Origin of the sequence: Paenibacillus tritici (assembly GCF_018207515.1) — a bacterium.
GTDB lineage: Bacteria > Bacillota > Bacilli > Paenibacillales > Paenibacillaceae > Paenibacillus_AQ > Paenibacillus_AQ tritici.
Map to the genome: position 1 here is coordinate 1,608,436 of NZ_CP073365.1, position 14,898 is coordinate 1,623,333.

General features: G+C 47.9%; 12 protein-coding genes. 8 read left to right on the forward strand and 4 right to left on the reverse strand.

What is annotated here, in order from left to right; translation table 11 throughout:
- On the forward strand, positions 1-1,632 hold the full coding sequence (locus tag KDC22_RS06915) for a glycoside hydrolase family 13 protein (protein WP_211722492.1): 1,632 nt from the start codon (positions 1-3) through the stop codon (positions 1,630-1,632).
- A 108-nt stretch (positions 1,633-1,740) separates the two neighbouring features.
- Here KDC22_RS06915 and KDC22_RS06920 read toward each other — a convergent pair whose 3' ends face one another.
- Together KDC22_RS06920 and KDC22_RS06925 are read right to left on the reverse strand one after the other, a co-directional pair.
- Complete coding sequence (locus KDC22_RS06920) at positions 1,741-2,409, reverse strand: PspA/IM30 family protein (RefSeq protein ID WP_173130751.1); 669 nt, start codon at positions 2,407-2,409, stop codon at positions 1,741-1,743.
- Between the two features lie 54 nt (positions 2,410-2,463).
- On the reverse strand, positions 2,464-2,682 hold the full coding sequence (locus KDC22_RS06925) for a PspC domain-containing protein (protein ID WP_211722493.1): 219 nt from the start codon (positions 2,680-2,682) through the stop codon (positions 2,464-2,466).
- Between the two features lie 299 nt (positions 2,683-2,981).
- Between KDC22_RS06925 and KDC22_RS06930 the strand changes: the two genes are divergently transcribed.
- Entirely contained in the window at positions 2,982-3,611 is a 630-nt protein-coding gene (locus tag KDC22_RS06930; RefSeq protein ID WP_173130758.1) for a YfbR-like 5'-deoxynucleotidase, read from the forward strand.
- A gap of 41 nt (positions 3,612-3,652) precedes the next feature.
- Here KDC22_RS06930 and KDC22_RS06935 read toward each other — a convergent pair whose 3' ends face one another.
- Positions 3,653-4,162, reverse strand: coding sequence for a CPBP family intramembrane glutamic endopeptidase (locus KDC22_RS06935; RefSeq protein ID WP_211722494.1), 510 nt, complete (start codon positions 4,160-4,162; stop codon positions 3,653-3,655).
- A 244-nt stretch (positions 4,163-4,406) separates the two neighbouring features.
- Between KDC22_RS06935 and KDC22_RS06940 the strand changes: the two genes are divergently transcribed.
- The 5 genes from KDC22_RS06940 (at position 4,407) to KDC22_RS06960 (ending at position 10,588) form a co-directional block, all read left to right on the forward strand.
- The gene (locus tag KDC22_RS06940) at positions 4,407-5,144 is read left to right on the forward strand and encodes a hypothetical protein (protein ID WP_211722495.1); all 738 of its coding nucleotides are present in this window, start codon (positions 4,407-4,409) and stop codon (positions 5,142-5,144) included.
- A 185-nt stretch (positions 5,145-5,329) separates the two neighbouring features.
- Positions 5,330-6,139, forward strand: a complete 810-nt coding sequence (locus KDC22_RS06945) for a PP2C family serine/threonine-protein phosphatase (protein ID WP_211722496.1) — start codon at positions 5,330-5,332, stop codon at positions 6,137-6,139.
- A 56-nt stretch (positions 6,140-6,195) separates the two neighbouring features.
- Positions 6,196-9,432: a DEAD/DEAH box helicase gene (locus KDC22_RS06950; protein WP_246553344.1), complete on the forward strand. Its 3,237-nt coding sequence runs from the start codon at positions 6,196-6,198 to the stop codon at positions 9,430-9,432.
- Positions 9,433-9,560: 128 nt separating this feature from the next.
- Positions 9,561-10,262: an RNA polymerase sporulation sigma factor SigK gene (gene sigK, locus KDC22_RS06955; protein ID WP_173130774.1), complete on the forward strand. Its 702-nt coding sequence runs from the start codon at positions 9,561-9,563 to the stop codon at positions 10,260-10,262.
- 146 nt (positions 10,263-10,408) lie between these two features.
- Positions 10,409-10,588, forward strand: a complete 180-nt coding sequence (locus KDC22_RS06960) for a hypothetical protein (RefSeq protein ID WP_173130254.1) — start codon at positions 10,409-10,411, stop codon at positions 10,586-10,588.
- Between the two features lie 98 nt (positions 10,589-10,686).
- Here KDC22_RS06960 and KDC22_RS06965 read toward each other — a convergent pair whose 3' ends face one another.
- Positions 10,687-11,535, reverse strand: a complete 849-nt coding sequence (locus KDC22_RS06965) for a helix-turn-helix domain-containing protein (protein WP_211722497.1) — start codon at positions 11,533-11,535, stop codon at positions 10,687-10,689.
- Between the two features lie 118 nt (positions 11,536-11,653).
- Here KDC22_RS06965 and KDC22_RS06970 point away from each other — a divergent pair, with 118 nt between their 5' ends.
- Positions 11,654-14,758, forward strand: coding sequence for a glycoside hydrolase family 2 TIM barrel-domain containing protein (locus tag KDC22_RS06970; protein ID WP_211722498.1), 3,105 nt, complete (start codon positions 11,654-11,656; stop codon positions 14,756-14,758).
- The last annotated feature ends 140 nt before the right edge of the window (positions 14,759-14,898 follow it).

The window sequence follows — 14,898 nt, forward strand, 5'->3', positions numbered from 1 at the left end:
TTGAACAATACAAAATGGTGGCAGACCGCTGTAATATATCAGATATATCCCAGAAGCTTTCAAGACAGCGACGGGGATGGAATCGGCGATCTCCGGGGGATTATCAGCAGGCTGGACTATCTGGAGCAGCTTGGCATTACCGCAATCTGGCTTAGTCCGGTGTACAAATCACCCAATGACGATAACGGCTATGATATCAGCGATTACCAGGATATTATGACCGAATTCGGAACGATGGATGACATGGATGAATTAATTGAACAGGCCAAGCGGCGCAATATCCGGATGATTATGGATCTGGTCGTCAATCATACCTCGGACGAGCATCCATGGTTCATTGAAGCCCGCAAAGGAAAGGAGAACCCGTACCGTGACTATTATATCTGGCGTGATCCGGTCAACTGCGGCGTTCCCAACTCCCTGCGTTCCACCTTCAGCGGGTCTGCCTGGGAGCTTGACGAAGTCAGCGGCCAGTACTTTCTGCACTTATTCAGCCGCAGACAGCCGGATCTGAACTGGGAGAACCCCAAGGTCCGCCAAGAGGTATGGGACATGATGAATTTCTGGCTGGATAAGGGCGTCGGCGGATTCCGCATGGACGTCATTGATCTGGTCGGCAAAATTCCTGATCAGGAGATCACAGGAAATGGTCCGAAGCTGCATGAATATCTGCAGGAGATGAACCGGGAGACCTTCGGAGCCCATGATGTTCTAACGGTGGGAGAGACCTGGGGGGCGACGCCGGAGGTAGCCAAGCTCTATTCCAACCCGGACCGCAAGGAGCTGTCGATGGTGTTCCAGTTCGAGCACATCGGTCTGGATCAGCAGGACGGGGGAGAGAAGTGGGATCTGAAGCCCCTGGATGTGAGCGAATTGAAGCGTGTGCTGGCGAAATGGCAGACTGAGCTGGGGAACGAGGGCTGGAACAGCCTGTTCTGGAACAATCATGATTTGCCGAGAATTGTATCGCGCTGGGGCAATGACAGGCAGTACCGTGTACAGAGCGCCAAGATGTTCGCCATTCTCCTGCACCTGATGAAGGGCACGCCATACATTTATCAGGGCGAGGAGCTTGGAATGACCAATTATCCGATTCAGGATATCAGCGAAGCGCAGGATATTGAGGCGATCAATATGTATCATGAACGGATCGGGCAAGGCTATGCCAGGGAAGCTATCCTTCAGTCCATTAATGCCAAGGGAAGAGATAACGCCCGTACCCCGATGCAGTGGGATGCTACCCATAACGGAGGATTTACAACCGGAGAGCCATGGCTGCCTGTCCATACGAATTATAAGGAAATTAATATGGAGGCGAATCTGAAGGACCCGGATTCGGTGTTCCATTGCTACCGTAAGCTGATTGAACTGCGGAAGAACAACCCGGTTGTGGTATGGGGCGAGTTCGAACTGGTGACCGGCGTGCCGGATCAGGTGTTCATGTACTTCCGCCGCTATGAAGGGCAGACCTGGCTGGTAACGGCCAACTTCAGCGGGGAGCCCATCAAGCTGGAATTGCCGGAGCTGGGTCAGGCTGGGGAATTCGTCATCGGCAACTATTCCAGAGATCATGTGGACTTCAAGCAACTGCAATTACAGCCTTATGAAGCCTTTGCTGTCATAATCGCATAGGCTAACCTGTCTAGCCCTATTTGGAACAAAGTACATTGCACAACAAGGATGCCTCCCTGATGAAAGGGGAGGCATCCTTATTGTGATTGCTGGCTTCACACCGCCAGCTTATTTGCGGTTGCGGAGGCGTTCAAGCTCGGCCTCAACGGCGCTATTCAGCGGAGCGTCAGGTGCGGCTGCGGCCGCCAGCCCGGATTGCTCGGCCAGTGCTTCCTGCATGGCGATCTTGTCTTCCATCCGTTCGAAGCCGCGGGCTGCGGAACCGGCGTTCAGCACGTGGCCGCCGTATCCTGCCGGGAAGCTTGAGGCGCTGGCTTGTGCAGCCTGCTTGATCTCCGCAGCTTTGCGGGCACGTTCAGCCAGCTCGGCTCTTTTGGCTTTGAGGCGCGTATGTTCTTCCTTAACACCGGCAAGCTGTACTTCCAGCGAGGCAAGTGCTGCCTGCGTCTCTTGAAGTCCGGCGGTGCATTCCTGTCCGCTCTCCGTGTAGCGGAGCTTAGCCATTACCGCCAGGCGGGCAGCAGGTTCATTGCCCTCGCTCATGAACTGCACTGCTTCCGCTTCACTGCGCTCTGCGAGCACCTTGTATTCGTAGATCCGGCGCTCCAGCACACTGGCTGCTGCCTTGAGTTCACGCTGTTTGCCTTCGGCGCCTGCGATTTTATCATCCAGATCCCGCAGGTATTGGCCGGTCAGCAGGATCGGATCTTCCAGCTTGTTCAGTCCTTCATGAATGGCAGCCTTGGTTAACGTGGTGATTCTTTGGAATATACTCATTATAATAATCTCCTTTAATGTTGGTTTAGTTGGTTTGGTTATTGTGGCAAGTAATTAGTAGTTGAAGCTGTCATCGAATCCGCCGTAGGATTCCTGAGGGATAAGGAGACTGCCGATGATATAGAGAAAAACAACAGTACCGAAGCTGAAAAACGTAGCGGCAACAACAAGCAATCTTACAAGGGTCGTATCAACGCCCAAATAGCGTGCCAGTCCTCCGCATAAACCTGTGAGCTTCTTGTCTTGTACGGAGCGGGTTAATTTTTTTGTCATAGTGATATCTTCCTCTCTTATATGGTGATCGCCGGTTCGCGGCGTGTTCACTGCGTTGTCTATGTATGTATTGTACGAATATTTCCGGCTTGGCAAAACGGCCTGCAGACTGTTCTTTGTTCCCGACCTTAGTCGGGGATGCTGTCCGCAATAGGGCGGGGAGAGGCTGGGAAATAACGTTAGATGCGCGCAGCCGTGCGGATTTTACACAATGGTGTGCTGAGGTTCATCCGGGGATAACACTGGAGGATTACACTCTAATCTAGAGCATATTCAAACATACGGGAGGACAAGGCCTCATGGGAATTCACAAGTATTTTCGCTCGCTGAATGAACTGGAACGTATTATCCGTTGTCCGGGCAAATTCAAATTCGAGGAGCATAGCGTAGCGGCCCATTCCTGGAAGGTCGTACAGTATGCCAAAACGCTGGCGGATATTGAAGAGAAGCACGGCGCGGTGATCGACTGGAAGAAGCTGTACGAGATTACGAGCAGCCATGATTATGGAGAGATATTTATCGGGGATATCAAAACACCGGTGAAGCACTCCTCGCTCCAGCTAAGGTCGCTCATTCAGCAGGTGGAGGAGGGCATGATCGACAACTTCATCAAGGAGCATATTCCGGACGAGTTCAAAAGCATCTTCTACCATCAACTGCGCGAAGGCAAGGACGAGTCGATCGAAGGCTTGATTCTGGAGGTTGCCGATAAGATGGATCAGGTGTACGAAGCTTTTGCCGAGCTGCAAAGGGGAAACACAGAGAAGGAATTTGTGGTGATGTACCGCAATGCCCTGATCAAGATCAAGAATATTGACCTGAACTGTGTGGATTATTTCCTGGCAGAGATTCTGCCGGATATGGTGAATGAGGAGACGCTGTCTCCGATTGATATCAGACAGATTACGGAAGAGGCGCTGGCTCTGTAGATGAGCTGTGGCTCTTTTTTCATACATATATAGAGTTATAGTCAGGCCTGAAGGTGCTTCCTTGCGGAGGCGGCCCGGGCATACAGCACGGCTGATCCGTTAAAAGCGATATGGAGCGGAATCGTCAGCAGGATGGAACCGGTAACCTGTGCGATCAGCCCAAAGAATATTCCTCCGCTAAAAGCAAACAGCATAAACCTGACGCTCTCGCGGTTCAGCCTGTAATACTGCAAATGGGACACCGCAAACAGCAGTGAGGTAAGGAGGATCGCCCCGCTGACATCAATGACTGAAGTGGAATGCAGTTGACCGAGTACCGGATGGCTCGCAAGTATCGGCAGGACAAGTCCCCGGAAGGCGATCTCCTCAAAGACAGGGAAGCACAGCACGAAGTTGACCGTATTATAAGTTCCCGCAGGAGAATACCCTGAGGATCTGGAGATGATCAGGTTCACAAGCAGAATAATAAGGAACAGCGGGAGCACTCTCATTACATCTTGTGGAGCGTTGAAGGTGTAACTGCTGCTCCAGAGAAGACTCCCACCAATCATGGCGGCTCCCCAATAATAAATCGTATTCCGTTCTTGCGGTTTAGAGATAACCCTGAGTATCCTCTCGAATATTCTGTATGAAAAAGAAAGCAGTACAGCAATAACGCATAATTTCAGCAACAGCATGAGTGATTAGCCTCCATATATATGTTGAAGTGTAAGGAAATGAAGGAGATGAATGTTACGGCGGGCAGGTCGGCGGAAATGCTACAATAAAAGGAAAAATAAGGATGGTGTATCACTTTTGCAGTATTTTACTCTTATCCCGTTCTCCACTACGGTGGTCTGGTTCAGCGTTCTGCTCCTGTTCGTCTGGATCGTAGACTTCCTCCAGGGAGGGGCTTCGGCTCAGCTTCCGGCGTACAGCTTTAGAGAAAGAACCAAATTCATAATGGCGGATATTCTGATCTTTGCCGGGATTAACGGCTTGCTTATGTATGTGCTTCATCCGATGGATAATCTGCTGCTGATTTCGCTGGCTGCTGCGGGACTGCTCGTTACATACTACTTGTCTTCAAAAGCGGACAGGAAGCGCTTACCCTTCCGACCCTGGATCTTGCTGATCCATGTGCTGCTGGGCATAAGCTTCTACCTGCTGTTTGGTATGCTGCTGATGAGCAGGCTGATTGTCACCTATAACCTTAACATGACGGATCAATTCGATATACTCTTTTATGTCAATGGACAGGACCGTGGGGTGGTGTACGCAGTGCTGCTGATTATGCTTGTCCTCTACTTCGTGATCGGCAAGCTGCTGATGCGGCCGCTGTATAGCTGGTATAGAGCGCATGTGTATCAGGCCTCCAGGGTGAACATCAAGCTGGTTGGGGGAGAGCTTCTGAGCGGACTGTATATTCTGCGGGACACGGATAGAGGATTCCTGTCTGCAAGCGACAGCCTGAATCCGGGGCCGGATGCCAGGCTCTACAGAATCAGCCGGGAGAAGATAGAGTATATGGAGAGAACCGGCAGTGTAAGCTAATCTGAATAGGTGATGCGAAGATAGCCCCCAGGCCGTATGGACGGTCCGGGGGATATTTGCTGTGATTATATTTGCTTGTAGCTAATGACGGCTGCTTGGGTGCAGGCTTAACACTTAACGTAGGAAGCGTATAAGTATATAATACTAGAAATACAAAACCAGGTAATTACGGCAGGAGGAGCAGGATGGAACAGGGGATTCATAAATTCAGCTGGGTAGGCAGTGATGAGATGTATTTGGATCATCCAACTACATATGCGCATAAAAGTATGGTGATCGGCCGTTACGGCGGCAACACTGCGGCCGGTGCCGACAAAAATGAAGACGGCGCCTACGTATTAAGCGAGCCGGGCGGCGGCTGGGAGTGGGTAATGCTTCTGGATGCGCACCATACAGCAGAAAGCGCGGAGCTGCTGATCCGCACAATCGACAATGAAGCTGATGAGATCATCAGGCTGCTGGCGCTGCCGGTTCAGCAGGCGTTCCGGGCGCTGGAGGAATTCCTGTTGTCTATTTTCACATCTGAGGCGTTCATCAGCGAGTGCAAGCAGGTAACAGGGGAGACCGCATGTCTGATCTGTGTTCGGATGGAGAATTATCTCTGGTGGTTCTCGGTAGGGGATAACTCGCTCTATGTACTCCATCCTGAGCTGGCTGCCCGTGGGCAATATCTGCTGAATCAGCGCAATTACTACGAATGGATCGGCTTCGTGAACACCTTCGCGCAGCCTGTTGCCTGTTACTCCTCAGGCATCCGTGAGCTGCGGCAGGGCCGTAACGTGATTGTGTTAACGACGGACGGTCTTTTGGAGGTTGGAGCAAGGGTAATGGAGGACCCGCGCAGGCTTTATCTTGCTTTTACAGGGGAAGAGGATCTGGAGAAATGTGTGGACAAGGTATTAGCGGGTGTACATGAGCAGTTAGGCCGGGACAGTGCTACGGTTGTTGCCTGGAGCTATTATAATAGTAGAGAAGCGGCGATGCCGAGTGATTAGCTATAAATGATGAAGATGGATTTTATATTGAGAAGGTGATTATTATGAAGATTACTATGAGAGCAATTAGAGACTTCTGCGGAACTGACTTTTATAACCGGGGGAAGTCTTATTATGAACAGGGGTGTGTCCGCAGCCTTACCTTCTATCCGGATGATAGCAGCTATGGTGCACAGGTGAAGGGAAGGAAAGTATATGAGGTGAATATTGATATTTATGACCGTACCGATACCTTCAAAGCAGACTGTTCTTGTCCGGCCTTTGAGAACTATAGTAACTGTAAACATGTGGCGGCAACACTTATTGCTATACACATGCGGCAGATTAAGGAGCCTACCGATGCACAAGCTGCTCCATCCAGACGCGTAAATAAGTCTAAATACAACCAGATGGAGCAGCTTATTTCTTCTTTTCAGAAATCAGTTCTTACCAGAGAGAGTGAGCCGGTGCTATTCGGTCATGCAGATTCGCTGCAGTTTGAGTTCACGCTTAACGTTCATGGTGGTTACAATAGTAATCCGCACTTCTCCGTTGAAATGCGTGTGGGAATCAAACGTCTGTATGTAGTGTCCAAAATAAACGAGTTTCTGGAGCATTTCGAGCAGCGTAAGCCGCTATACTTTAAGAGTATATTTACCTTCGATTCTGAAAACCAGCATATTAATCCTACGGATATGAAATTCCTTGAACTGCTGCTTCTAATGAAAAACACTGAGAAAATTTATAGAAATGATCTCCCCAGCTATCATAGTAGCTCCTTAAAGGACGGGAAAACAATTGTCGTCACCCCGCTGGCCTGGGACAAGCTTAAACTGCTTTTTTCAGAGGTGAATGTCATTATGGGGCGATCGGGGAACCAGGGAATTCGGGCTGAGCTTGCAGGAGAGGCATCTCCGCTTGAATTTACGATTGGACCAGGGCAGAAGAAGGACTATGTTCTGTCAGCTTCAGCACTGGATAAGCTGATGTTGTTTCCGGACTACTCCACTATGATCATGAACGGGAAGATATATTCAATAAACAGCGATGTTATAAGCATGATTTCACTATTAAGGCAGCAGTTTGCGGCATCGCAGAACATTGAGATTGCTCCCGCACAAATCGAATCGGTCGTACAGCAGGTGCTGCCAGCCTTAAGAAAGCTAGGGAAAGTAAGTGTGGAACAGGCAGTAAGCGAGCGAATTGTGGAGCCTGAACTGCAGGCTAAGCTGTATCTGGATTATGTGGATGGCACCTTAACGTTCCGGCTGGAATTTCATTATGAGGAGATTGTGATTCATCCGCTGGAAGAGAATGGCGTGGATGCAGCGCGCAAGCAGAAGATCCTGATCCGGAATGTGCAGCAGGAGAACAAGATCATTGCTGTTCTGGACCATTCTCCACTCAGGCGGGAACAGCAGCACTGGGTTTCGGTTAGTGAGCCGGTCATCTACGAGGCGTTATATGAGCTTGTGCCGGTTTTGGAAGAGGTTGCCGAGCTGTTTGTCACCCCTGCTGTTCAGAGACTTGTACAAGAGCGTAAAGTATTTCCCAAAGTGAAAGCGGAGCTGAGCGAGGGTCTGGATTGGCTGGATATCTCTTTTGAGCTGGAAGGCTTGAATGAGGAGGAGACCGTTCGGGTCATGCAGGCGATTGTGGAGAAAAGGAAGTATGTCCGCCTGCGCAGCGGGGCTTTTCTGCCTATTGCCGTGGACAGCTTCAGCGAATTCGGTACCGTTGCCGAACGGCTGAATCTCAGGCAAAGGGATCTTAAACACTCGGTAATCCGCCTGCCCTCCGTACAAGCTCTTCAGCTTCCAGAGCGGGGGCATGGCTTCAAGCATACGAAGTGGGGCAAGTCCTTACGGGAATTCCTGGACCAGCTGCGGGAGCCGGACAGTCTGGAATTCGAGCTGCCCGCTGAGCTGAAGCCGGTTCTCCGGGATTATCAGGCCCGAGGCTTCCAGTGGATGAAGACATTGTCGAAGTTCAGGTTCGGCGGAATTCTGGCGGATGACATGGGGCTGGGTAAAACCATCCAGAGTATTGCTTATATCTGCTCCGAGCTGGCTGAGATGCCGTCCAAGGTACAGGGGAGAGCTCCGGTGCTGATTCTGTGTCCGGCTTCCTTAACCTATAACTGGAGCCATGAGTTCGCCCGGTTTGCACCAGCAGTTAACGTATTAGTGGCGGCAGGACAGAAGGAGGAGCGCAGTGGTCTGCTGGAGAGTAAGGCCGTGGAAGAAGCGGATGTGATCATTACCTCATACCCTCTTCTCCGCAGGGATATTGATCTGTATTCCGGCATAACCTTTCATGCGCTAATTCTGGATGAAGCCCAGGCGATCAAAAACTCGGCCTCCCAAACCGCCCAAGCGGTTAAATCGCTTAAGGCTGCACGGAAGTTTGCGTTGACGGGCACACCGATTGAGAATTCGGTGGATGAGCTGGAAGCTATTTTCAGCACCGTCTTCCCGGCACTGTTCACCGGACGATTGACCTTCAAGGAGCTGCCTGCCGGACGTATTGCCAGCATCGTGTCTCCCTTTATTCTGCGGCGGCTCAAAAAAGAGGTTCTGGAGGAGCTGCCAGACCGCATTGATACCGAACAGCGTACGGAGCTGCTGGACGAGCAGAAACAGGTCTATCTCGCTTACTTAGCGAGGCTCCGTTACGATACCGAACAGGATTTGCTTACGGACGGGTTCCATAAGAGCCGGATGAAGATTCTGGCGGGAATTACCCGGCTGCGGCAAATCTGTTGCCATCCTTCATTGTTCATCGAGAATTATACGGGCGGCTCAGGCAAGCTTGCGCAATTGCTGGAGACCGTGCAGGAATGCCGCGATTCAGGCCGGAGAATGCTGGTGTTCTCGCAATTCTCCAGCATGCTGGAGCTGATCCGGCAAAGCTTAGACGATGCGGGGGTCCAGCCCTTTTATCTGGATGGCTCGACTCCGGCCAGAGAGCGGGTGGAGCTGTGCAGGCGTTTTAACGAAGGAGAAGGCGAAGTCTTCCTGATCTCGCTCAAAGCAGGCGGAACGGGCCTTAATCTGACCGGCGCGGACACGGTTATTTTATATGACCTGTGGTGGAATCCGGCAGTAGAAGAGCAAGCTATCGGAAGAGCGCACCGGATGGGGCAGCGGAATGTGGTACAGGTGATCCGGCTGATCACCGAAGGCTCTATCGAGGAGAAGATTCTGGAGCTCCAGCAGCGCAAAAAAGATCTTATCGAAGAGGTCATCGAAGCTGGCGAGAACAAGACCACCCGGCTGTCGGAGGAGGATATCCGCGAGCTGCTTCGGGTATAGGAAGCCCGTACCTATTTTCCCCGTACATGCACTTCTAGGCACCTACCCACATACAATAAAAGGACCATGAACCCGTTGTTCTCATTGCTGATCGGTTTCATTGTACATGTGCGGGAGGTGTCGCCAAGTTGCCTGGAATCATAAGCACGATTGCACTGCTGATCAAAGAACTGACGCTGCTGGTATCTTACGTAAGGAACAACGCTTTTCCCCAACCTCTATCGGAGCAGGATGAGAGCAAATACTTAGGGATGATGGCCGAGGGAGATGCCAAAGCGCGAAACCTGCTGATTGAGCATAACCTGCGGCTGGTTGCCCATATAGTGAAGAAATTCGACAACACCGGCGAAGACATGGAGGATCTGATCTCCATCGGCACGATTGGGCTGATCAAGGCCATTGAGAGCTACCGCCCGAACAAGGGCACGAAGCTGGCTACTTTTGCGGCTCGTTGTATAGAGAATGAGATATTGATGCACCTCCGTTCGCTGAAAAAGACCCGGAAAGATGTGTCCCTGCACGATCCGATCGGGACCGATAAGGAAGGGAACGAGATCACGCTGATCGACATTCTCGGTTCGGAAGCGGACGATGTAATTAAAGAAGTTGACCTTAAAATCGAGAAAAGCAAAATCTATCGTAATCTTGATATATTGGATGAGCGGGAGAAGGAAGTCGTGGTTGGACGATTTGGGCTCGATACTGGCGGAGAAGAGCGGACGCAGCGGGAGATTGCGAAGGATCTGGGGATCTCGCGGAGTTATGTGTCGCGGATTGAGAAGAGGGCGCTGATGAAGCTGTATCATGAGTTTTATAAGGTGAAGCGGTGAGGTAGGAAATTGCCTGTAGGAATGAGATGTTAGATGTCTCGATCCTGCAGGTTATTTATGCGTTTATGCATAGAGCTTAGGGTGATATAAAATACACTGTACTGTGATATACTCGAACTATAAGTGAAAAACGAGGTGTTTGTGTAATGATGAATCTTACGAAGGACCTTGCTAAATTGATCCGGTTAACGGGTGACCGTGCGAGATTGGATGCCAAAGCATATGGGACATATATAGTCTATAAGACAGCTGAAGGACAAATCGTAAAAGAATATACCACAGGAAAGATTGAAAAATTGAATGAACAGGATTTCACTTATGAATGAAACCGTTGCAACGATGTTTGTGTTTGCAGGAATCTGTTAACAATAGCGCATTTATAAAGCAACTTGTCTGCGGATGAGTTGCTTTTTGTTTATCAAGCTTAATTTTGAACAGGTTTTGTTTTACGGATATATCGTCCAGGAGATATCCCTTCTGACTTCGTAAATTGTTTGGTGAATGAATATATATCCCCGTAACCCAGACTAACGGCTACGTGTTTGATGGGAAGTCCGGAGAGCAGCATCATTTTGGCCTGTCTCATTAAATGCTCAGTGTGATATCGCTTAGGGGAAATCCCGGTAGTCTCTTTGAAAAATTTCCGGAAGTTCTCGTAGCCCATATTCACGGCAGATGCCACTTCCTGAATATCAAAGTGAATATCATTGGAGACACTAATCAGCTCGCAGGCTTTTGTTATTTTACTATCATTTTCATTGTTATGAGCATTATGAATGCTACTGTGTAATCGGATAATCAAATCCTGAGACTTCATTAGCAGGGAGGGAAGACTTTCATCTGTTGCACTTTTCAAGGCTTTCAGCAAGGAAACAAAATCAAAGAAAAAATCACTTGTATGTTGTGTCGATTGGACTTCCTTGTCGGAATTAATAATTCCAAGTGTCTTTAAATATGAATAGACAGGATACCCGACACTGATATAGAACTCGATCCAATTCCCATCTGGTTCAATTGCAGTAGTGTGCAAACGTTCTGGTAAACGTTGAACCAGATCACCTGCTTGCATAGGAGTAACGGTACCGTCCGTCGAAATAAACGTTCCACTGCCTTGCAATACTACAAAACAGCTGTAATAGCCTATCTTAAAATCATATTGAGAACGCTCTGCTGATCTTTTCCGCATAAAGCCGCAAGATACAATCCCCTGATTAAAATCTTTGCCGATACAGCGGTAGATTACATCATTTTCATTAATGTCTTCAAAATTCATGTATTCACACTCCTACCAAAATGGATAAATGAAATACCATACTCAACATTTAATATAACGGATTTTCCTTATATTATAGGGGTATCTATATTGAAAGATCAACCAATTAGAACAATGGATGGGAGTGTTATTTAAGCCGATGAAGCTAAGCAGAGATTGGGAGAATCAATATGTTACTCAAAAAAACCGTTATCCCATGCATGAGCCCTACGGAGTATACGAAACCGTTGAACAGGCTTTAAGCGGAGACCGGAGAAAGTCTAAATACGTAAAAAGCCTGAATGGAATGTGGAAGTTTAAAATGTTCGGATCTCCCGATGAAGTAACGGATGAATTCTATAGTCCTGAACATGATGTTTCCCATTGGGATAATATTCCGGTTCCTTCCAATTGGGAGCTTTCGGGGTATGGAAAACCTGTATACACCAATATGTTGTATCCCTTTGTTCAAAAAGGGGAGGGTTCAAGTCACGAAATTCAACTCAGGAATAATGAATACATTTTGAATCCGCCTCATGTGCCAGAGAGTAACCTTACCGGTTGCTATGTCCTTACGTTTGAAGTTGACGAACATTTTAACGAAAGGGATATATTTATCGACTTTGGAGGTGTAGAATCGTGTTTTTATCTTTGGTTAAACGGCAAAATGGTTGGTTATTCTCAGGACAGTAAGCTTAACGCTTCTTTTGATATCACGGATTACATTCAAAAGGGACAAAACCGTATAGCGGTTCAGGTGATGCGGTTTGGAGCCGGTACTTATCTGGAGGATCAGGATTACTGGCATCTCTCGGGGATCTACCGGGATGTTCTCATTTATGCAAAACCACGTATGCGCATTCATGATTATAAGATCGAAACCCTCTTTTCAGGGGATTACAACAATGCCGAATTAAAAGTGACGGTTGCACCTAATAATCAAGTGAACGGTTATGGTGAGGCTCATGTGCGGTTATCACTGTATGATAGCGAACAGAAATTGGTAACTGAGTTTGAAACGCCAAAGTTTGCGGATTGTGATTTCTACCTGCGGGAAAAATATGTAGCAAAGGTTACGAAAACCATTTCAAATCCTCAATTGTGGAGCGACGAGAGCCCTTATCTCTATAAATTGGTATTAGAACTGATTGATTTGTCTGGAAATGTAGTTGATATTGAAAGTGCGAATGTCGGCTTCCGTGAAGTGAATATCGATCGAAAAGGGATCCTGAGAATTAACGGGAAGCGTCTCATTATACGGGGAACCAATCTTCACGCCTTTTGTCCTGAATCAGGACGAGCCGTAACAACAGAATATATGCGCGAGCAGATCAAGGTCATGAAATCGCTGAATATCAATGCGGTAAGAACAAGTCACTATCCGCACGCAATCGAATGGTATGACCTGTGTGATGAACTGGGCATTTACCTGGTGGATGAAGCCAATATTGAAACACACGGTCTTGGCGGCCAGTTAAGCGCATCCCCCGAATGGACAAATGCGTATATGGACCGGGCTACACGGATGGTTCTGAGAGATAAGAATCATCCATCCATTATTCTCTGGTCTCTGGGTAATGAATCCGGTTATGGAGCGAATCATGCTGCGATGTACGGCTGGATTAAGGAGTATGACAAAACAAGGTACGTTCAGTATGAGTCTCTGAATCCTCCGGCAAACATCTCCGATATTATGGCGCCTATGTATCCTCAGAAAGATTGGATCCTGGATGTCATGGCTGAAAGCGAAGATTTGCGTCCTTTTATTATGTGTGAATATGCGTACGCGAAAAGCAACAGTAACGGAAACTTTAAGGAATTTTGGGATCTCATTCATAAATTTCCGCGGTTTCAAGGAGGATTTATTTGGGATTTTCAGGATAAAGCGCTGGTTAAGCATGATAAAGACGGAAATAAAAAGTATGTCTATGGCCGGGCATTCCAGGAAGAGGTTACTGATCCTGCTCCTGATATGTGCCTGAATGGTATTGTTTTCCCAGATCTCACGCTCAAGCCGGCTGCGAATGAAATCAAAAATGTACAATCTCCTATCCAAATGGATTACATGCCCGGGAATGATGGCTATCGAATTTATAATCATTACACGCATCGGGATTTAAGCCATTTGAATATGGCTTGGGAGCTGGTTTGCGATGGCAATGTGATGGAAAGCGGTAGTTTGCCTAAATATCACACAGCACCCGGAACCGTTGATAAGCTTCAAGCGCCATACGATTCGTCTAAAGTCTCCGGGGAAGCTTTTCTTAATTTCTATGCTTATTTGGACGAGGACACCTTTTATTCTAAGAAGGGAACCTGTATTTATGCCTGCCAGATAGAGATTAAGGATTCTGTTAATAAAGTGCATACCGGAGATATTGAAAAGGATAGCTTGAAGTATGATGAAACAACAAATGAAATTCGTATCTATAATGAAAATACAACGGTTCTTTTCTCGAAAGAAACGGCAGAGTTCATCTCTGTAAAATACAATCACAAGAATTATTTCACGGGAGGAACCAATAACTTCTATCGCCCGCCAACAGGAATTGATGGAGGTATTCATCTTGAATCGTCCAATTATGCAGATGAATGGCAAGCTCTCGGGCTCCATTCCAATGAGAAAGAAATCAAGAATATTCGGGTATTTGCAGCACCCGCTGCTGTTATCATTCAAGTTCATGGTATCTATCATGGATGTATTGAAACCAAAACCAATTATACCGTCGGCGGCAAAGGGATAGAAATCACAAATACCGTTGTGAACAATGCCAAGGTCGACACCCTCCCGAGAATTGGGCTAAGCTTCAAGTTCTCTGATGCCTGGAAGAAGATGAAATGGTATGGCCGCGGGCCATGGGAAAACTACGCGGATCGTAAATCTGCCGCATTCGTTGGAGTCTATGAGAGCACCGTAGAACAGCAGCACATACCCTATATTTTACCGGTAGAATGCGGTGGGAAGGAGGATGTCCGGTATTTATATTTGTCATCCCAAGAACAAGCAGTAAAAGTATCGGCAGCGGGACATTTCCATTTCGATATTCATGGGCACAGTATTGAGCAATATGACAACGCCGCCTATGAAGACGAGCTGGGACATTCAGATTCTGTTTATCTTAATATTGATTACAAACATGCAGGTCTTGGCGGAGATACCGGCTGGACCAAAAATATTCACGATCCCTATAAAATTAAGAAAGGTATTTATGTTTATACGGTGACTATAGAAATCATTTCTTAAAAATCAAAATAGAAGCATCCGCTGAGGATAATAGCCTGTAGAGATGAGAGAATAAAGTCTCATCCCTGCAGGTTATTTATGTTTCTCGTAGAGCATTCTACTTTCCGCTATACTTATCTAAGTAGCTTGAATATGCCATT